The organism is Paracoccus sp. SM22M-07 (assembly GCF_001887735.1).
Lineage (GTDB): Bacteria > Pseudomonadota > Alphaproteobacteria > Rhodobacterales > Rhodobacteraceae > Paracoccus.
Genome location: NZ_JPKW01000001.1, coordinates 355,167 through 373,323 on the forward strand (window position 1 = coordinate 355,167; position 18,157 = coordinate 373,323).

15 protein-coding genes and 1 other RNA gene are annotated in these 18,157 nt (G+C 65.8%); 5 read left to right on the forward strand and 11 right to left on the reverse strand.

The window, feature by feature from the left end; genetic code table 11:
• Position 1: 1 nt before the first annotated feature.
• The 10 genes from IE00_RS01840 to IE00_RS01885 form a co-directional block, all read right to left on the reverse strand.
• Positions 2–820: an ABC transporter permease gene (locus tag IE00_RS01840; protein ID WP_072295338.1), complete on the reverse strand. Its 819-nt coding sequence runs from the start codon at positions 818–820 to the stop codon at positions 2–4.
• Positions 817–1,683: an ABC transporter permease gene (locus IE00_RS01845; protein ID WP_072295638.1), complete on the reverse strand. Its 867-nt coding sequence runs from the start codon at positions 1,681–1,683 to the stop codon at positions 817–819. Before IE00_RS01845 ends, IE00_RS01840 begins: the two co-directional genes overlap by 4 nt.
• 90 nt (positions 1,684–1,773) lie before the next feature.
• Positions 1,774–2,544, reverse strand: coding sequence for a squalene/phytoene synthase family protein (locus tag IE00_RS01850; RefSeq protein WP_072295339.1), 771 nt, complete (start codon positions 2,542–2,544; stop codon positions 1,774–1,776).
• Positions 2,541–3,950 (reverse strand): cysteine--tRNA ligase, encoded by a 1,410-nt coding sequence (gene cysS, locus IE00_RS01855; RefSeq protein WP_072295340.1) that lies wholly within the window; start codon positions 3,948–3,950, stop codon positions 2,541–2,543. Before cysS ends, IE00_RS01850 begins: the two co-directional genes overlap by 4 nt.
• A gap of 29 nt (positions 3,951–3,979) precedes the next feature.
• Positions 3,980–5,203: a glycosyltransferase gene (locus IE00_RS01860; protein WP_072295341.1), complete on the reverse strand. Its 1,224-nt coding sequence runs from the start codon at positions 5,201–5,203 to the stop codon at positions 3,980–3,982.
• Positions 5,200–6,837 carry an ABC transporter ATP-binding protein gene (locus IE00_RS01865; protein WP_072295639.1) on the reverse strand — a complete coding sequence of 546 codons (1,638 nt, stop codon included), beginning with the start codon at positions 6,835–6,837 and terminating at the stop codon, positions 5,200–5,202. Before IE00_RS01865 ends, IE00_RS01860 begins: the two co-directional genes overlap by 4 nt.
• A gap of 86 nt (positions 6,838–6,923) precedes the next feature.
• Positions 6,924–8,027: an ABC transporter permease gene (locus tag IE00_RS01870; RefSeq protein ID WP_072295342.1), complete on the reverse strand. Its 1,104-nt coding sequence runs from the start codon at positions 8,025–8,027 to the stop codon at positions 6,924–6,926.
• Complete coding sequence (locus IE00_RS01875; protein WP_072295343.1) at positions 8,027–9,103, reverse strand: microcin C ABC transporter permease YejB; 1,077 nt, start codon at positions 9,101–9,103, stop codon at positions 8,027–8,029. Before IE00_RS01875 ends, IE00_RS01870 begins: the two co-directional genes overlap by 1 nt.
• Before the next feature lie 108 nt (positions 9,104–9,211).
• The gene (locus IE00_RS01880; protein WP_072295344.1) at positions 9,212–11,068 is read right to left on the reverse strand and encodes an extracellular solute-binding protein; all 1,857 of its coding nucleotides are present in this window, start codon (positions 11,066–11,068) and stop codon (positions 9,212–9,214) included.
• A 168-nt stretch (positions 11,069–11,236) separates the two neighbouring features.
• Positions 11,237–11,782, reverse strand: a complete 546-nt coding sequence (locus IE00_RS01885) for a cytochrome c family protein (RefSeq protein WP_072295345.1) — start codon at positions 11,780–11,782, stop codon at positions 11,237–11,239.
• A 124-nt stretch (positions 11,783–11,906) separates the two neighbouring features.
• On the opposite strand from IE00_RS01885, the gene IE00_RS01890 reads away from it, so the two are divergent.
• A complete protein-coding gene (locus tag IE00_RS01890; RefSeq protein ID WP_072295346.1) occupies positions 11,907–12,758 on the forward strand; it encodes a prephenate dehydratase in 852 nt (283 codons plus the stop codon).
• Between the two features lie 6 nt (positions 12,759–12,764).
• Here IE00_RS01890 and IE00_RS01895 read toward each other — a convergent pair whose 3' ends face one another.
• Positions 12,765–13,223 carry an SRPBCC family protein gene (locus IE00_RS01895; protein ID WP_072295347.1) on the reverse strand — a complete coding sequence of 153 codons (459 nt, stop codon included), beginning with the start codon at positions 13,221–13,223 and terminating at the stop codon, positions 12,765–12,767.
• A 316-nt stretch (positions 13,224–13,539) separates the two neighbouring features.
• On the opposite strand from IE00_RS01895, the gene IE00_RS01900 reads away from it, so the two are divergent.
• From IE00_RS01900 to IE00_RS01915, 4 genes are all read left to right on the forward strand, one after another.
• Positions 13,540–15,405 carry a bifunctional 2',3'-cyclic-nucleotide 2'-phosphodiesterase/3'-nucleotidase gene (locus IE00_RS01900; RefSeq protein ID WP_083553967.1) on the forward strand — a complete coding sequence of 622 codons (1,866 nt, stop codon included), beginning with the start codon at positions 13,540–13,542 and terminating at the stop codon, positions 15,403–15,405.
• A 51-nt stretch (positions 15,406–15,456) separates the two neighbouring features.
• An RNA gene (gene ffs, locus IE00_RS01905) (signal recognition particle sRNA small type) lies at positions 15,457–15,553 on the forward strand.
• Positions 15,554–15,652: 99 nt separating this feature from the next.
• On the forward strand, positions 15,653–16,312 hold the full coding sequence (locus IE00_RS01910; protein WP_072295349.1) for an HAD family phosphatase: 660 nt from the start codon (positions 15,653–15,655) through the stop codon (positions 16,310–16,312).
• Between the two features lie 60 nt (positions 16,313–16,372).
• Complete coding sequence (locus IE00_RS01915; protein WP_072295350.1) at positions 16,373–18,157, forward strand: DNA polymerase III subunit gamma/tau; 1,785 nt, start codon at positions 16,373–16,375, stop codon at positions 18,155–18,157.

Genomic DNA, 18,157 nt, shown 5'->3' on the forward strand with positions numbered 1-18,157 from the left:
GTCACAGCAACCCTCCGGTGGGCGAGCCGCCGATGCGGGCATTGCCCCGGCGGCGGAAATATTCGCCGATCGCCAGAAGGACGATCGACAGGATCACCAGCACCGTCCCAAGCGCCATGATGACGGGGATCGCGCGCGGAAAGCGCAGCTGGCTGAAGATGTAGGTCGGCAGGGTCGGTTCGTTCCCCGCCAGAAAGAAGGCGATGATGAATTCGTCCAGGCTGATCGTGAAGGATATCAGCAGCGAACTGATGATCCCCGGCATGACCAAAGGCAGCGTGATCAGCCGGAAGGCCCCCCACTTGCTTTCGCCCAGATCGAAGGCCGCTTCCTCCAGCGACCGGTCCAGGCTGGAAAAGGCCGTGGACAGGATCGCGATGGCATAGGGCATGCAGATCAGCGCGTGGCCCAGGATCACCGTCAGCAGGGAGAGCTGCACCCCCATGCCCAAGAGCACGACCAGCAGCGACATGGCCACGATGATCTCGGGCAGGACCATGGGCAGCATGATGAAGCCCATCATCCCCCCACGCCCCGGAAAGCGGAACCGCGTCGATGCGCGGGCCGCAAAGACCCCCAGGCAGGTCGCCAGCACCGACGAGCTGACCGCGATGGTCAGCGAATTGGTCAGCGCCCGGCGCAGGGTCGCATTCGCCCACATCTGGGAAAACCATTCGGTCGTGAAACCCTGCAACGGAAAGGAGATGATCGTGCCGGAATTGAAGGCAAAGATCGGCAGCAGCAGGATCGGCGCATAAAGGAACAGCAGGTACAGGACCGCATAGGCCTGAAGACCCCGCCCTTTGGAATGGATGCTCATTGGCGCACCTTCAGGAAGCGGCGGTTCAGGAACAGGAAGATCAGGCTGATCACCGCGACGATCAGCATGGCGGTCACCGCAAGGGCGGAGCCCAGGGGACGGTTGTCCAGCGCCAGCATCTGGACCTGGATCATGTTGGCGATCATCGGGATCTTGCCGCCGCCGATCACCTCGGGGGTGACGTAATCGCCGATGGTCGGGATAAAGACGATCAGCACCGCCGCCAGTACGCCCGGCATCGCCAGGGGCAGCGTCACCCGCCAGAAGGTCATCGCCCGGCTTTCGCCCAGGTCGCGCCCGGCCTCCAGCAGGGAACGGTCGATCTTTTCCAGCGCCACGAAGATCGGCAGGATCGCGAAGGGCGCATAGGCATGGGCCAGCGTGATCACGATGGAATTGACGTTGTAGAGGATGAAGGTCAGCGGCTCGTCGATGATCCCCAGCCCTGTCAGCGACGAATTTACGACGCCGTTATAGCCCAGGATCACCTTCCACAGGAACACCCGGATCAGATAGCTGGTCCAGAAGGGAATGGTGATCAGGAACAGCCACAGCGATTTCCGTTCGGGCCGCACCACGAAGCTGACGTAATAGGCGACCGGAAAGGCCAGCAGGACCGTCACCGCCGTCACCACCATCGCCACGATCAGCGACCGCGTCATCACCACACGCACGATGGGATCGGACATCACCTGCGCATAATTCGTCCAGGTGAAATCGCGGATGATTTCCAGATAGCCGTCGGTCAGAAAGCTGTAGGCCAGGATCGTCAGCAGGGGCGCGGCCAGGATGACCAGCGCATACAGGAATGGCGGTGCGATCAGGGACAGACCCGCCCTTGCCTCTGCGTCGAACTTGGCCATCGCGCCCCTTTCATCCTGCCCGATCAGCCGGGTCATTTTTCAATTCCTTCCATAGCTGTTCCGGAAGGAAAAGAGGTTTCTGCATTCTCCTCAGCGCCACCAGCGCCCGGTCATGGCCAGCCGCGCCAGCGACGCGCGCCGCTGGAACGGCGTCAGCGGCACCGTTTCCGCATAGGCATCGACCCGCCCCGAGGCGATCTCGCTCAGCAGGCGCGGCACGCGCGGCCCAGGATAAAGCGCCGCCGCCGCACGGGCAGGCAGCTTGCGGTGCAGCCGCGCGGCCATGCGCAACCCGTCGCGCCCGATCGCCGTCAGGGCCTTCGGATGGTCGGGATCGGGGCGATCCATGCCCATCCCCATTGCCTGCAAGGCGGGCAAGGCGCGCAGCCAGGCGGCAATCCCCGCACCACGTGCCTGATGGGCCACGATCTCGCGCGTGCCTTCGGGGGCGCCGCAGCGATGGGCCGCGGCCCAGACCAGCGCGCCCGCCGTGGCATCGACATAGGCCACCACCTCATCGACGCTGCGGAACGGTTCGCGCGCGCAATCGCGGCGGCGTGCCTCGGCCAGGGCCACCAGCGCACCGGCATCCTGCCCCCAGGCGTCCCACAGGGGGGTCAGCACGTCATGCAGGGGCGGCGGGGTCCCCTGCCCCATCTCCTCCAGCCGGTCCACCCACCATTGCAGCCGCATCTCGGCCAGCATCGGCTCGGAGGACTGGAAGGGCGCGCGGGCAATCTCCAGGTTCAGCGCATAGAGCGTGACCAGCGCGGCCCGATCATCGGTCTCCGCGGCCAGCACGGCCCCGAAACGGTCGGGGTCGTGCTGGCGCAGCATCTCGGTGCAGGCCTCGATGGTCATGCGCCCTGCGTCCGTGCCAGTTCGGCCAGACGTTCCGGATCAAAGCCTGCGGACAACGACCATTCCGGGCCGGCGGGCGTGTCCTTGACCTCGACCCCGGCAGCGGCAAAGCCGTCGCGGATGGCATCGGCGCGCGCGAAGTCGCGGGCCTTGCGGGCCTCCAGCCGCGCCGCCAGCAAGGCCTCGATCTGCGCCGAGGCCGCGTCATCGGCCGTGGCCCATCCCGCCAGTTCCGGCAGCAACAGCCCCAGCATCCGCGCCGAGGCCAGCAGCCCCGCGCCGTCCCCCTTGGCCGCCAACTCGTGCAAGGCCGCAATGGCACCCGCAGAGTTCAGGTCATCGGCAAGTGCCGCGATCACCGAGGGTGCCGGGCTTGTCGCGGGCTCGATGCCCGCGACAAGCCCATGCCACCGCCGAAGCACCGCTTCGGCATCCGCCGCCTTGGCCTCGGTCCAGTCCATCGGCTTGCGGTAATGGGTGGACAGCATGACGAAACGGATCACCTCTCCGGCCACGCCCCGGTCCAGCAGGTCGCGGACGGTAAAGAAGTTGCCAAGCGACTTGGACATCTTCTTGCCCTCGACCTGCAGCATCTCGTTGTGCAGCCAGATATTGGCGAAACCCGCACCCGGATGGGCGCAGCAGCTTTGCGCGATCTCGTTCTCGTGGTGCGGGAACTGCAGGTCGATGCCGCCGCCATGGATGTCGAAATGCGTCCCCAGCAGCGCCGCCGACATGGCCGAACATTCGATATGCCAGCCCGGCCGCCCGCGACCCCAGGGGCTGTCCCATCCCGGCAGGTCGTCGCTGCTGGGCTTCCACAGCACGAAATCCATCGGATCGCGCTTGAAGGGCGCCACCTCGACCCGTGCGCCCGCGATCATGTCATCGACAGAACGGCCCGACAGCTTGCCGTAATCCGGGAATGACCGCACGTCGAACAGCACATGCCCCTCGGCCTCATAGGCATGGCCACGAGCGATCAGGTCGGCGTTCATCGCGATCATCTGGGCGATGTATTGGGTGGCGCGCGGTTCGTGATCAGGGCGCATCGCCCCCAACGCATCCATGTCTGCGTGATACCAGCCGATGGTTTCCGCGGTACGTTCGTCGATCAGCGCCTCCAGCGACAGCGTCGATCCGGCGGCGCGGCGGCGCTGCGCCTCGGCGTTGATCTTGTCGTCCACGTCGGTGAAATTACGCACATAGGTGACGTGATCACCGCCATAGACGTGGTTCAAGAGCCGCACCAGCACGTCAAAGACCAGCACCGGGCGGGCATTGCCCAGATGCGCGCGGTCATAGACCGTCGGTCCGCACAGATACAGACGGACATTGTCGGGATCGATGGGCGCAAAGGCTTCCTTGCGCTTCGTGCGGGTGTTCGTCAGTCGGATCTGGACCATCTGGGCCTCTTTCGTGAAGTCCAAAGGGTTTAGCGCATCGCCCCCTGGCTTTCCACCCAGTCGATCTGGGCAGGCAGGCAGCGGCTGCGCAAGTCATAGCCCTGCACGATCGTGTCGCGCGCCGCCTGGCGCAGGCGCGGCGCATCGGGATCGCCCGCAAGGCCGTGGATCAGCGCGCCCGCCAAGGCATCCACGTCGAAGAACGGCACCAGCCGCCCGTTTTCCCCGTCGCGGATCAGTTCGCGCACGGGTTCCGTGTCCGATCCCACGACATAGCATCCCGCCGCCATCGCCTCGGTCAGGGACCAGGACAGAACGAACGGATAGGTCAGATAGCAATGAACCCGCGCCACGCGCAGCAGCGACAGATAGCTGTCATAGGGCACCCGCCCCAGAAAATGCACCCGCGACAGGTCCAGCTGCCCGCCGACCTCGGCCAGCAGCTTCTCCTTCCAGCTGCCCGCATCGCGCGGCTTGCCGCCATAGCTGACACCCTCGGCCCCGATCAGCACCACCTTGGCATGGGGCCTGGCCTTCAGGACCTGCGGCAGGGCGCGCATCAGGACGTGGAACCCGCGATAGGGTTCCAGCGACCGCGACACGAAGGACAGGACCTCGTCCTTCGGGGTCAGCACGGTGCCGTCCGGCAGTGTCAGGCTGGCATAAGGGTCGGGGCAGACAAGATCGGTGTCGATCCCGTCATGCACGACCGTGATCTTGCCGCGCAGTTCGGGGGGAAAGCTGTCGGCCTGATAGCGGGTGGGCGCAATGGCGGCGTCTGCCTGCAGCACGCCCTGCATCAGATGGGCCGACCGCGCGACGGTCAGGAACCGGCCTTCATCGGTGGCGGGGCTGATCTCGGGGTCGAAGCCGACGTCATGGCCGCGCGTGCGATACATCAGTTCGGCATAGACCAGCAGGCGCGCCTCGGGCCAGATCTCGCGCAGGAACAGCGTCTCGCCCCAGCCGGGATGGCCGATGATGACGTCGGGGTGAAATCCGTGGCGGTCGCGCAAGGCGCGCGCGCCGCGTGCGGCCATCAGCCCCCGTTCGGCATGTTCGGAATAGACCCGCCCCAGGGGGCTGTCGGTCTTGACCCCATCGGGCGCCTTGTAGCGCAGCGTACGGACCGCGCTGCTGCGCTGGTTCTTTTCATCGGTCAGCGCCAGGACCTCGTGGCCGCGGCGGACCAGTTCGGTGGAAAGATGGGGAAACTGGCCGGGAAAGTTCTGGTGGACGAAAAGGATCTTCACGAACGTCCCTGTGGAAATGCCGCCCTGAGCAGGTTGATGGTGTATTCGTGCGAGGGCGCGTCGAAGATCTGCGCGGCGCTTCCCTGTTCGACGACCTCGCCGGCGCGCATGACCATGATGTCATGCGACATGGCGCGCACGACGCGCAGGTCGTGGCTGATGAACAGGAAGGCCAGCCCGTATTTGCGCTGAAGGTTGCGCAGCAGATCGACGATCTGGACCTGCACGGTCATGTCCAGCGCGCTGGTCGGTTCGTCCAGCACCACCACCTTGGGGCGCAAGATCATGGCGCGGGCGATGGCGATGCGCTGGCGCTGACCGCCGCTGAATTCATGCGGATAGCGGTGCATCATGTCGGGCTGCAATCCGACCTCGGTCATGATCTCGGCGACCATCTGGCGGCGGTCGCGGCCCGGCTCGACGCCGTGGACGCCCAGGCCTTCGGTGATGATCTGTTCGACCGTCATGCGCGGCGACAGGCTGCCGAACGGGTCCTGGAACACGATCTGCATGTCGCGGCGCAGGGCGCGCAGCTGTTTCGAGCCCCAGCCCTGGATGTCCTGCCCCATATAAAGGATCGGCCCGTCGCTTTCGATCAGCCGCATGATGGCCAGGGCCAGCGTGGTCTTGCCGCTGCCCGATTCGCCGACGATGCCCAGGGTCTGACCCGCGCGCAGGTCCAGCGTCGCCCCGTTGACCGCCTTGATATGGCCGACGACGCGGCGCATCAGCCCGCGCTTGACCGGGAACCAGACCTTCAGATCGCGGGTCTGGACCAGCAGCGGCGCATCGGCGGGCAAGGGCTCGGCCACGCCCGCGGGCGCCGCGGCCAGCAGCTTGCGCGTATAGGGATGCTGGGGATCGGCAAAGATCCGGTCGACCGGGCCCTGTTCGACGATCTCTCCGTCCTTCATGACGCAGACGCGGTCGGCGATGCGCCGCACGATGCCCAGATCATGGCTGATGAACAGCATCGACAGACCCTCATCGGCCTTCAATTCCGCCAGCAGGTCCAGGATCTGCGCCTGGATGGTCACGTCCAGTGCCGTCGTCGGTTCATCCGCGATCAGCAGGTCCGGCCCGTTGGCCAGCGCCATGGCGATCATCACGCGCTGGCGCTGACCACCTGACAGCTGGTGCGGATAATCGGCCAGGCGGCTTTCGGCGTCGCGGATGCCCACGCGGTCCAGCAGCTGCACGATCCGCGCCCGCGCCTTGGCCCCCGTCAGCCCCTGATGCAGCGCCAGGCTTTCCGACAGCTGCTTTTCCAGCGTGTGCAGCGGGTTCAGCGATGTCATCGGTTCCTGGAAGATGAAGCTAATGTCGTTGCCGCGGATCTCGCGCAGGGTTCGGTCCGACGCGCCGACCATCTGGCGTCCCGCATAAAGGACCGATCCCTGAACCTCGGCCGAAGCCCCCAGCAGCTGCACCGTGCTGAGCGCGGTCACCGATTTCCCGGACCCCGATTCGCCCACCAGCGCCACGGTCTCGCCGCGCCCGACATGGAAGCTGACGCCCTTGACCGCCAATGCCAGCTGGCCCTCGGACCGGAAACCGATCTTCAGGTCGCGCACGTCCAGCACGGCATTCGACGCGCCCGCATCGATCGCCCGGCCATCGGCATTGCCCGGCATGGAGGCGCCATGACCTTCGGCCACGGCAGCCTCGGCGCCGGGCGCGGGGATGGTCGGGTGCAGTTCACCCTGGTCGTCAGGTCCGGTCATCGGAAGGTCTTTCTGGGGTCGAAGGCGTCACGCACCCCCTCGAAGATGAACACCAGAAGCGACAGCATGATCGCGAAGGTGAAGAACGAGGTGAAGGCCAGCCAGGGTGCCTGCAGGTTCTGCTTCGCCTGCAGCGCCATTTCCCCCAGCGATGCCGACCCGGCGGGCAGGCCATAGCCAAGGTAGTCCAGCGCCGCCAGCCCACTGATGGTGCCGGTGACGACAAAGGGCAGCATGGTCAGCGTCGCCACCATGGCGTTGGGCAGGATGTGGCGGAACATGATCTTCATGTCGCCCACCCCAAGCGCGCGGGCCGCACGGACATATTCGAAGTTCCGCGCCCGCAGGAATTCCGCCCGCACCACGCCCACCAGCGCCGGCCAGCCGAACAGGATGGTGACGAAGACCAGCAGCCAGAAGCTGCGCCCCAGGATCGCGAAGAGGATGATGATGACGTAGAGGCCGGGGGTGGATGCCCAGATCTCCAGCACCCGCTGGAACACCAGGTCGGTCCGCCCGCCGAAATAGCCCTGCACCGCCCCCGCCGCGATGCCGATGGTGGATGCGACCACCGTGACGATCAGCGTGAAGAGGATCGAGGTACGGAACCCGTAGATCACCCGTGCCAGCACGTCGCGCGCCGTATCGTCGGTGCCCAGCAGATGCGCGCCGTCGGGCGCACTGGGCGCGGTGCCGACATTGTTGATGGTGCGGAAGTGATAGGGGATGGGCGGCCAGATCATCCAGCCCTGTTCGGCCTTGGGGACGTCGGTCGATCCCGACCGGACGGCGGCCATGAAGCCCTCGGGCTCGTCCCAGCATTCCTCGCGGCCGCCCGACACGATCAGGCATTGCACGGCCTCGTCGCGATAGATGGCCTCGGTCCCGAAATCGCCGCCGAAGGCGGTCTCGGGATAGAAATTATAGGCCGGGAAGAACAACTCGCCGCGAAAGCTGACGACGACGGGTTTGTCATTGGCCACCACCTCGGCCAGCATCGCCACCATGAACAGGATCGCGAAGATCACCAGCGACCAGAAGGCGCGCCCGTTGCGGCGGAAATTGCGCCAGCGGCGGCGGTTCAGTTCGGACATCGCCATCAGCCCGCCCTCTTTTCAAAGTCGATGCGCGGATCGACAAAGACATACATCAGGTCCGACAGGATGCCGACGACCAGCGACAGCAGGCCAAAGACATAGAGCGTGCCGAAGATCACCGGATAGTCGCGCTGCACCGCCGCCTCGAAGCCCAGGCGGCCCAGACCGTCCAGCGAAAAGATCGTCTCGATCAGGATGGACGACCCGAAGAAGACGCCCAAGAACATCGCCGGAAAGCCCGCGATCACGATCAGCATGGCGTTGCGGAAGACATGGCCGTAAAGGACCCGCCGTTCGGTCAGGCCCTTGGCGCGGGCGGTCATCACGTATTGCTTGTTGATCTCGTCCAGGAAGCTGTTCTTGGTCAGCAGGGTCAGGGTGGCAAAGCTGCTGATGGTCGCAGCCAGCACCGGCAGGGTGGCGTGCCAGGCGTAATCCTTGATCTTGCCCCAAGCGGACAGGTCCGCGAAATTGTCCGATGTCAGGCCGCGCAGCGGAAAGATCTGCCAATAGCTGCCGCCCGCGAACAGCACCATCAGCAGCACCGCGAACAGGAAGGCCGGAATGGCATAGGCCATGATAATGACGCCCGACGTCCAGGTGTCAAAGCGCGATCCGTCCCGCATCGCCTTGCGGATGCCAAGCGGGATCGAGATGACATAGGCGATCACCGTGGACCACAGCCCCAGCGTGATCGATACGGGCATCTTTTCCACCACCAGGTCGACCACGCTGATCGACCTGAACCAGCTGGTCCCGAAATCGAAGCGCAGGTAGTTCCACAGCATGGTGAAGAAGCGTTCGACCGGCGGCTTGTCGAAACCGAATTCCTGTTCCAGCTGGGCGATGAATTCGGGCGGCAGGCCGCGGGCGCCTTCATAGCCTGTCGGGGCGGCCTGCCCCGCTTCGGCGCCGCCGCCGGCAATGTTGCGGAACGCGTCGCCTTCGCCCTGGATCTGGGCCGCGATCTGTTCGATCGGGCCGCCCGGCACGAATTGGGTCAGCGTGAAGTTGACCAGCATGATGCCGATCAGTGTCGGGATGATCAGCAGCAAACGCCGCAGGATATAGGCGCCCATCGGCCTGGCCCTTCCGTCCCCCTTGCAGGGTCATTCGGGCCTTGGCGGCCCCTTCTGTCATTGGCCCGTCTTGTCGGCAATCGGGCATCGAAAATCAAGCGAAATGCCCTAGCGCCGCAGGGCACCCGCATCGCGCAGCGCCTGCGCCTTGTCGGCGTCATACCACCAGAAATCCATTTCCCCCAAGGCATAAGGGGGCAGCGTCTCGGGGCGGCCGAACTGGTCGTAATAAGCGACCAGGTGATTGGCGTTGTACCATTGCGGCACCCACAGATGCAGGCTGCGCAGGGCGCGGTCCAGCGCGTGGACGCGGGTGTTCAGCTCCTCCTGGGTGGAGGCGGCTTCTACCTGGGTGATCAGCGCATCGATGGCCGGATTGGCCAGCCCCGCGGGGTTGAAGACATCGCCGACATTCGCGGATCCGAAGGCCTGCTGAAGGCCCGCGCCGGGGATCTCGGGCTGGCCCAGATGGTCGCTGATGATGTCGAAATCGAAGCTGCGGGCGCGGTTTTCGTATTCGGCATTGTCGACGCGGCTGTTGCGCGCATCAATGCCAAGGGCGCGCAGGTTTTCGACGAAGGGGTTGATGACCCGGTCGAAGGTCTGGCTGTCATTCAGGATCTCCAAGGTCAGCACCTGCCCATCCGCGTTGCGGCGCAGGCCGTCGCTGCCGGTTTCCCAGCCTGCCTGGCTCAGCAGGTCGGCCGCCTTGCGCAGGTTTTTCCGGTCGGTCTGGCGTTCGCCGCTGACGGGGGCGGTGACCACATCATCCGTAAGGACTCCGTCGGGCAGATCGGCAGCCAGCGGTTCCAGCAAGGCCAGTTCACCTTCGGAGGGCGTTCCCGTCGCTTCCAGGTCGCTGTTTTCCCAGAAGCTGTCGACCCGGTCGTAGAGGCCATAGAACAGCGCCTCGTTCGACCATTCGAAGTTGAACATCAATCCGATCGCCTCGCGGACGCGGACATCCTGGAACTTGGGGCGGCGCAGGTTCATCACCCAGGCCTGCCCCGAGGCGACATTCCCGTCCGGCAGCGTTTCCTGTTTCACCCAGCCCTTCTGCATGGCCGGAAAATCATAGCGGTTGGCCCAGATGATGCTGCTGACCTCGCGGCGGAAGGTGTATTCGCCGGCCTTGAACGCCTCGAAGGCGGCATCGTAATCCGAGAAATATTCATAGCGCAGCCGGTCGAAATTGTGTCGCCCCCTGTTGATCGGCAGATCGGCGCCCCAGTAATCGGGGTTGCGGCGGAAGGTGATGTTGCGGTTCAGATCGGCGCTGTCGAAGACATAAGGCCCCGACCCCACCATCGGCACCTGCATGGTCTGTTCCAGGTCGCGGTCGTTCGCCTCGAAATCGGCGCGGCTGAAGATCGGCAGGCTGCCCACGGACTGGATCACGTCGCGGCGCGGGTAGTCGGGGGTGAAGGTAAAGCGGATACGGTGATCGTCCAGCACCTCGGCCTTGGCGACCTGCTGCTTGATCACCACGCGAAAGCTGGACAGCCCCTTGTCGCGCAGCGTCTCATAGCTGAACAGCACGTCGGCGGCGGTCAGGGGGGTGCCATCGCTGAAGCGCGCCTCGGGGCGCAGGTTGAAGATCACCCAGTCGCGGCTTTCGGGATATTCCAGGCTTTCGCAGATCAGGCAATAGGCCGCGCCCACCTCGTCGGCGGGGGCCTCCAGAATGGATTCCAGCATCACCGTCGACAGCGCCGCCGCCCGCCCGCGGAAGGTGAAGGGGTTGTAATTGTCGAACCCCATCGAATTCGGGATCGACTGCGACATCTCTCCGCCCTTGGGGGCATCGGGGTTCACATAGGGCAGGTGGTCGAAATCGGCAGGCAGCGCCAGATCGCCGAAGATCGAGACCCCGTGCGTGCGCGTCATCCCGTCGGCGTCTTGCGCCATGGCCGGGCCAAGCGACAGGCCGGTCAGCAGCAGGGCAATCAGGGCGGTGCGGCGCATGGGGCAAGCTCCTTGGTCACGATCGGGAAAGGCTAGGCCAGCAGGCCGCCGGGCTTCAAGCCGCGTTTTCGTGAAGTGCCGCGTTTTCGCGAAACCCTTGCAGATGCCACGAAAAAGGGCGCGACCTGCCGGACGCGCCCCTGTCATCAATCCCGGCCGTTCAGGCGATCAGGACTGGCTCTCGATATAGGCGATGACGTTGGCCCGGTCCTCGGGCTTCTTCAGGCCGCCGAAGGACATCGCGGTGCCCGGCACGACGCCGCGCGGGTTCTCGATGAAGTGCTGGATCGCCTCGACGTCCCATACGGGAACCTCGGCGGCGTGGTCGGTCATCGCGCCGGAATAACCAAAGCCCGCGATGCTGGCCACCTCGCGGCCGACAAGACCGTTCAGATGCGGGCCGACGCCGTCGCTGCCGTCAAGGGCGTGGCAGGCCCGGCATTTCGCCCACTGCTTTTCACCGGCCGCGACATCGGCTTCGGCCATCAGGGCCTCGAAATCGATCTCCTCGACCTCGGCTTCCCCGCCGCCTGCGGCGGATTCGGGTACGTCGATCGCATAGGCCTGGGTGATTTCCTCTTCGCCATGCTCTCCGCCATGTCCGGCCGGGCCGACATGGAACAGCGCGCTGGCTGCCCAGTTCGCCAGCATCAGAAACAGCAGTGCGCCGATGAAGGCGCCGGCTGCCTTGGTCACGGTCATGGTGTTGAACATCGCGTGCGGTCCCCGCCTTGGTAAGCTCGTCAATTCGGGGGACATCTATCCGCTTTCGCTTTGCGTGATCAAGGTATAGTTACCCCGGCACGCTGACTTTCTTGGACCATCGGGGGCTTTGGCCATGACCACGAATCGTATCGCCTTCCAAGGAGAGCCGGGCGCCTACAGCCACGAGGCCTGCCGGACCGCCCGCCCCGACATGGAGGCGCTGCCCTGCCCCACATTCGAGGATGTGATCGAGGCCGTGCGCGGCGGCGCCGCCGATCTGGCCATGCTGCCGGTCGAGAATTCGACCTATGGCCGGGTCGCCGATATCCATCATTTGCTGCCCGAATCCGGCCTCAAGATCGTCGACGAGGCCTTCGTGCGGGTTCATATCAGCCTGCTGGCCGTCCCCGGCACGCCGCTGTCGGACATCCGCCAGGCCATGAGCCATACGGTCCTGCTGGGCCAGTGCCGCGGCTTTCTGCGCCAGCACGGGATCAGCGCCATGACGGGCGCCGATACCGCCGGATCGGCCAAGGAGGTGGCCGCGCGCGGCATTCCGTCGCTGGCGGCGCTGGCAGCCCCCCTGGCGGGCGAAATCTATGGGTTGGAGCGTCTGGCCGACCAGATCGAGGACCGCCAGAACAACACCACCCGATTCCTGATCATGTCGCGCCAGGCCGATCACAGCCGCCGCGCCGAACGGATGCTGACCAGCTTCGTCTTCCGCGTGCGCAACATTCCCGCCGCGCTTTACAAGACCATGGGCGGCTTTGCCACGAATGGCGTGAACATGACCAAGCTGGAAAGCTACATGGTGGACGGCGTCTTCACCGCAACCCAGTTCTATGCCGATATCGAAGGCCACCCCGAGGATGACAATGTCCGCCGCGCCCTGGACGAGCTGAGCTATTTCACGGCCTCTCTGGACATCCTGGGGGTCTATCCCGCCGACCCCCTGCGCGAGGCGCAGCGCCAGCAGGCGTGATGCGCCCTAGCTGTGCCGGCCGCTCATCTGGGTGACGAATTCGCCGACGCGGCGCTGGAAACGGCGGTCCATCTGGCCCTTGCCCAGCTTGGCCGTCTGCAGCATCAGCCGCGCCTTCATGTTGCGCGGCTTGACCTCGGTTTCAAAGATCAGGCGTGACTTCACGCGGCTCAGCGCGACGACGGTGGCATTGACCAGCAGGTCCAGCGCGTTCGAACGTCCCACCATGGTGATCTGTTCGGGCCGGTCAAAGCGTGTCACCGCCAGCCGCAGGTCGCGCCTGCGGCCGCGCCAGTCGAAGCCGACATTCCAGCCCATGGTGATGCCGGGTTCCTGCTTGGGGTCGATCCGCGACACACTTGCGCCCTTGCCGATCAGCATGCGCTCCAACGCATCGAAATCGCCGATCGCCTCGAAAAGTTTCTCGGCGGGAAGGTCGGTATCTATGCGTGTCGAAAATTTCATCGGAAACAACCCACTGACGATGTCGAACTGTCTTGGGGGACAGTTCCACGCCTGTTACTGATAGTCCAGAAGGGCTTTCCCTTTCAACAATGGTGCCGGATCGCCGCCTTGGCCGCGGCACCCGGCCATCCGCGGCCAAGGCGCTGTCCTAACGCTGCGCAGAGCGCCCCCAAGATGGCTGAATCATGGGCGAGTCGGCAACACAAGAACAATCTTTGATTGTGCGGCATTCCGCCGATGCGCTATCCAGAGGCGACACGCAGTTCAAGCAGCCACGGGACGGACAGAATGTCTTATCGCCCTTTCAGCCAAGCGAATGCCTGACGGCGGCCATTTGCCCGACAGGTCGGACCAGACCTCCTGCGGGACCGGCATCGGTCTGAAGCTGCGCATCCTGGCCACCAGCGACATGCACATGCATCTGCTGCCCCATGATTATCTGGCCGACCGGCCCTGCGACCGGTTCGGCCTGGCCCGGACCGCCGACATGATCCAGCGCCTGCGCGCCGAAGGGCGGCAATGCCTGCTGCTGGACAATGGCGATTTCCTGCAGGGTGCGCCGATGGGCGATGTGGTGGCGCGGCAGGGCGGCAAGGGTGCGGCCCATCCCGCCATCGCCGCGATGAATGCGCTGCGATACGACGCGGCGGCGCTTGGCAACCACGACTTCAACTTCGGGCTGACCTTTCTGCGACGGACCGTGGCGCAGGCCCGCTTTCCCGTGCTGGCGGCGAACCTGACGATGGCGCGTGGCCGGAACTTTGCCCGATACTGCCTGCTGGATCGCATCCTGCAGGACGAGGCGGGGCAGGATCATCGCCTGCGAATCGGGGTGATCGGCTTTCTGCCCCCCAAGACCGAGGAATGGGACCAGGACCTGCGCCCCGTCATGCGCAGCCACGACATCATCCGGACCGCGCAACGGCTTCTGCCCCGGCTGAAGGCCGAAGGGGCGGATCTGATCGTCGCCCTGGCCCATAGCGGCATCGGCAGCCCCGAGCCCCATCCGGGGATGGAACATGCCGCCACAGCGCTGGCCGCGCTGCCCGAAATCGACGTGGTCATCGCCGGCCACACGCATGAGGTCTTTCCCGGTCCCGGCTGGCAGGACCGCCCCGGCACGGACGCCCTGCGCGGAACCCTGATGGGCAAGCCTGCGGTGATGCCCGGCTATGGCGGGTCGCATCTGGGGGTGATCGATCTGGACCTGCGCATCGGGGCGCAGGGGCCGGTCATCCAGGATTTCGCCGTCAGCTGCCGCCGCATTGATGCCGGCACGCCCAGCCTGCCCCTGGTGTCCCGCCCGGTGGCCGAAGCCCATCGCGCCACCCGCCATCAGCTGGGCGCGCGGATCGGGCGCAGCGCCACGCCCCTGGGCAGCCATTTCGCCGTGATCGGCCATGATGCGGGGCTGCGGCTGGTCAACATGGCGCAGCGCTGGCATGTCAGGCGCAGGCTGCAGGGGACGCCCTTGGCCGATCTGCCGGTGCTGTCGGCCAGCGCGCCCTATCGCGCGGGCGGACGCGGCGGGCCGGGGGCCTATACCGACGTGCCGGCGGGGCGGCTGGCGCTGCGGCACCTGGCCGATCTCTATACCTATCCCAACCGCATCACGGCGATCCGCATCACCGGCGCCAAGCTGCGCGACTGGCTGGAACGCTCGGCCAGCCTCTTTGCCCGGATCACCCCAAAAGCCCAGGATGCGCCCCTGCTGGACCCGCGCTTCCCCGCCTATAATTTCGACGTCATCGACGGGGTCGAATGGCGCATCGACCTGTCGCAACCGGCGCGTTTTCACCCCCAGGGCGGGCTGGCCGACCCTGACGCGCATCGCATCCGCGACCTTTGCTGGCGTGGACGGCCGGTCGGTGATGCGGATGTCTTCGTGCTGGCCACCAATTCCTATCGCCTGGCCAGCTGCGGGTTGTTCAGTCCGCTGGTCGATGAAAACGAGGTTGTGCTGGACCGTGACGCGCTCAGCCTGGATGTGCTGCGCCGCTATGTGCGGGTCCGGCGCGACGTTGCCGTCCCGCATCGACCCAACTGGCGATTCGCGCCTATGCCGGGCACCACGGTGCTGTTCCCGACCGCGCCCGTCGCGGTGACACGCCCCCTGCCCGTCCCGATGGAACACGCGGGCATAGATGCCGATGGTTTCGCGCTGATGCGGCTTTCGCTGTGATGCGCAAGCACGGGCTTGCATCCGCGCGCCGCTTTGCCTATTTGTCGCCCCGAGAGGTTGGCGCGGGCAGGTGTCTTGCCAACTCGGTCAGGTCCGGAAGGAAGCAGCCGTAACAGGATCCACTTGGGTCGCTGTCCAGCCTCTCACCCATCCCCCCTTTTGACGCATTGCTGTCATGTCGCCATGCGACTTGTGACCGGCCGCGACCACCCCCATGTTAGCGGCGGACATGATGAAAGGACCACCCATGACGCAACCCCGCTTCGACGCCGTGATCTTCGATCTGGACGGAACGCTTTTGGCCACCGAACAGATGGGCATCGAGACGCAAGAGGCTGCGCTGCACCGCATGGGTCGGACCGCCCCCGAAGGCCTGCTGGAATCGCTGGTCGGCATGGATGAACCAAGCGCCCGCAAGATCCTGCGCGACCATATCGGCGCGGATTTCGATTTCGACCAGCTGGACCGGTTCTGGGCCGAGGCGCTGATCGAACGCCGCGACCGCGACGGCATTCCGCTGCGGCCCTATGTCGCCGATCTGCTGGCGGCGCTGCGCGAGATGGGCATGCCCTTTGCCATCGCCACCTCCAGCACCACCGACCAGGCGCGCGAAAAGCTGGCGGCAGCCGGGCTGACCGACAGCTTCCACATCGTCGTCACGCGCAGCGACGTGCCCGACCCGAAACCGGCGCCCGACGTCTATCTGCTGGCGGCACAGCGCCTTGGAATCGATCCGACCCGCTGCCTGGCCTTCGAGGACAGCGATATCGGTGCCCGGGCCGCCCGTGCGGCGGGCATGACCGTGGTGCAGGTGCCCGACATGACGCCGCTGTCGGGCGATCATGCCGACCTGATGGCCGAGGACCTGATCGCGGGCGCGCGCGGCATCGGATTGCTGGCCGCCTGACGTGATCCGGTTGTGGCAGAGGGGACGCGCCGCTAAGGTGGCGCGACGCCCGGGGGATCGATGACCGACACGACAAACGCATACCAGGTTCTGGCCCGCAAATACCGGCCCGAGACGTTCGCCGACCTTGTCGGACAGGACGCCATGGTGCGCACGCTGAAGAACGCCTTTGCCGCCGACCGCATCGCGCAGGCCTTCATCATGACGGGCATCCGCGGCACCGGCAAGACGACCACCGCCCGCATCATCGCCAAGGGCATGAACTGCATCGGCCCCGACGGCCAGGGCGGGCCCACCACCGAACCCTGCGGCACATGCGAACATTGCGTGGCCATCAGCGAAGGCCGCCATGTCGACGTGATGGAGATGGACGCCGCATCCCGCACCGGCGTCGGCGACATCCGCGAGATCATCGAATCGGTGCACTATCGCGCGGCATCCGCCCGCTACAAGATCTATATCATCGACGAGGTTCACATGCTGTCCACCAGCGCGTTCAACGCGCTGCTGAAGACGCTGGAGGAACCGCCCCCGCACGTCAAATTCATCTTTGCCACGACCGAAATCCGCAAGGTTCCCGTGACGGTCCTGTCGCGCTGCCAGCGCTTCGACCTGCGCCGGATCGAGCCCGAGGTGATGATCGCACTGCTGAAGCGCATCGCGGATGCCGAAAACGCGCAGATCAGCGAAGACGCGCTGGCGCTGATCACCCGCGCGGCCGAAGGATCGGCACGCGACGCGACCAGCCTTCTGGACCAGTCGATCAGCCATGGCGCGGGGGAAACCACCGCCGACCAGGTCCGCGCCATGCTGGGCCTGGCCGACCGGGGCCGCGTCATCGACCTGTTCCAGATGGTGCTGCGCGGCGATGCGGCGGCGGCGCTGACCGAACTGCAATCGCAATATGCCGATGGGGCCGATCCGGTCGCGGTGCTGCGCGATCTGGCGGAAATCACGCATTGGATCTCGGTCGTGAAGATCACGCCCGATGCGCTGGACGACCCGACCATTTCCCCCGACGAACGCGCCCGCGGCAAGGATCTGTCGGAAAACCTGCCGATGCGGGTCCTGTCGCGCATGTGGCAGATGCTGCTGAAGGCGCTGGAGGAGGTGTCCGCCGCCCCGAACGCCATGATGGCGGCGGAAATGGCAATCATCCGCCTGACCCATGTGGCCGACCTGCCCGACCCCGAGGCGCTGATCCGTCGGGTCCAGCAGGCCCAGAATGCCGGTGAATTCGCCCGCGGTCCCGCCGTTCAGGGACAGGTTCCCGATCACGCCCCGCAAGCCATGCGCCGCGCGCGCCCCGCGCCGGTGGTGCAACCCTCGGGCGCGGCCACCGCGCTGGCCGTGTCGCCGGACGTGCTGCATTCCTATCCCGATTTCGAATCGGTGCTGGAGCTGATCCGCCGCATGCGCGACATGACCCTGCTGGTCATGGTCGAACGCCATGTCGCGCTGGTGAAATACAGCCCCGGCCGGATCGAGTTCGAACCACGGCTGGACCCGCCCACCAATCTGGCGCAGCGCCTGGCCGAACGCCTGCGCGGCTGGACGGGCGGTCAGCGTTGGGCCGTCACCGTCACGAATTCCGGCGGCGCGCCCACCATCGCGGAAACCCGCGACGCCGAGGCGCGTTCCGCCCGCGAACGCGCGCTGGCCCTGCCCATCGTGCAGCAGGTCATGGCCGCCTTTCCCGGCGCCACCCTGACCAACATCACCCGCGCCGCGCCACCCCCGACCGAGGTCGAGGATCTGGCGGAAGGCGCAGCAAATCCCCATGATGCGACCCAAGGGCCCGTGGCCGAGGTCGAGGAATGGGATCCATTCGAAGATGAGGATTGA

What these genes read in the sequence shown, in the direction of transcription:
- IE00_RS01840 (WP_072295338.1), bottom strand. Translation starts at nt 820, where the DNA reads ATGAGCATCCATTCCAAAGGGCGGGGTCTTCAGGCCTATGCGGTCCTG.
- IE00_RS01845 (WP_072295638.1), bottom strand. Translation starts at nt 1,683, where the DNA reads ATGGCCAAGTTCGACGCAGAGGCAAGGGCGGGTCTGTCCCTGATCGCA.
- IE00_RS01850 (WP_072295339.1), bottom strand. Translation starts at nt 2,544, where the DNA reads ATGACCATCGAGGCCTGCACCGAGATGCTGCGCCAGCACGACCCCGAC.
- cysS (WP_072295340.1), bottom strand. Translation starts at nt 3,950, where the DNA reads ATGGTCCAGATCCGACTGACGAACACCCGCACGAAGCGCAAGGAAGCC.
- IE00_RS01865 (WP_072295639.1), bottom strand. Translation starts at nt 6,837, where the DNA reads ATGCCGGGCAATGCCGATGGCCGGGCGATCGATGCGGGCGCGTCGAAT.
- IE00_RS01870 (WP_072295342.1), bottom strand. Translation starts at nt 8,027, where the DNA reads ATGGCGATGTCCGAACTGAACCGCCGCCGCTGGCGCAATTTCCGCCGC.
- IE00_RS01875 (WP_072295343.1), bottom strand. Translation starts at nt 9,103, where the DNA reads ATGGGCGCCTATATCCTGCGGCGTTTGCTGCTGATCATCCCGACACTG.
- IE00_RS01880 (WP_072295344.1), bottom strand. Translation starts at nt 11,068, where the DNA reads ATGCGCCGCACCGCCCTGATTGCCCTGCTGCTGACCGGCCTGTCGCTT.
- IE00_RS01885 (WP_072295345.1), bottom strand. Translation starts at nt 11,782, where the DNA reads ATGTTCAACACCATGACCGTGACCAAGGCAGCCGGCGCCTTCATCGGC.
- IE00_RS01890 (WP_072295346.1), top strand. Translation starts at nt 11,907, where the DNA reads ATGACCACGAATCGTATCGCCTTCCAAGGAGAGCCGGGCGCCTACAGC.
- IE00_RS01895 (WP_072295347.1), bottom strand. Translation starts at nt 13,223, where the DNA reads ATGAAATTTTCGACACGCATAGATACCGACCTTCCCGCCGAGAAACTT.
- IE00_RS01900 (WP_083553967.1), top strand. Translation starts at nt 13,540, where the DNA reads ATGCCTGACGGCGGCCATTTGCCCGACAGGTCGGACCAGACCTCCTGC.
- IE00_RS01910 (WP_072295349.1), top strand. Translation starts at nt 15,653, where the DNA reads ATGACGCAACCCCGCTTCGACGCCGTGATCTTCGATCTGGACGGAACG.
- IE00_RS01915 (WP_072295350.1), top strand. Translation starts at nt 16,373, where the DNA reads ATGACCGACACGACAAACGCATACCAGGTTCTGGCCCGCAAATACCGG.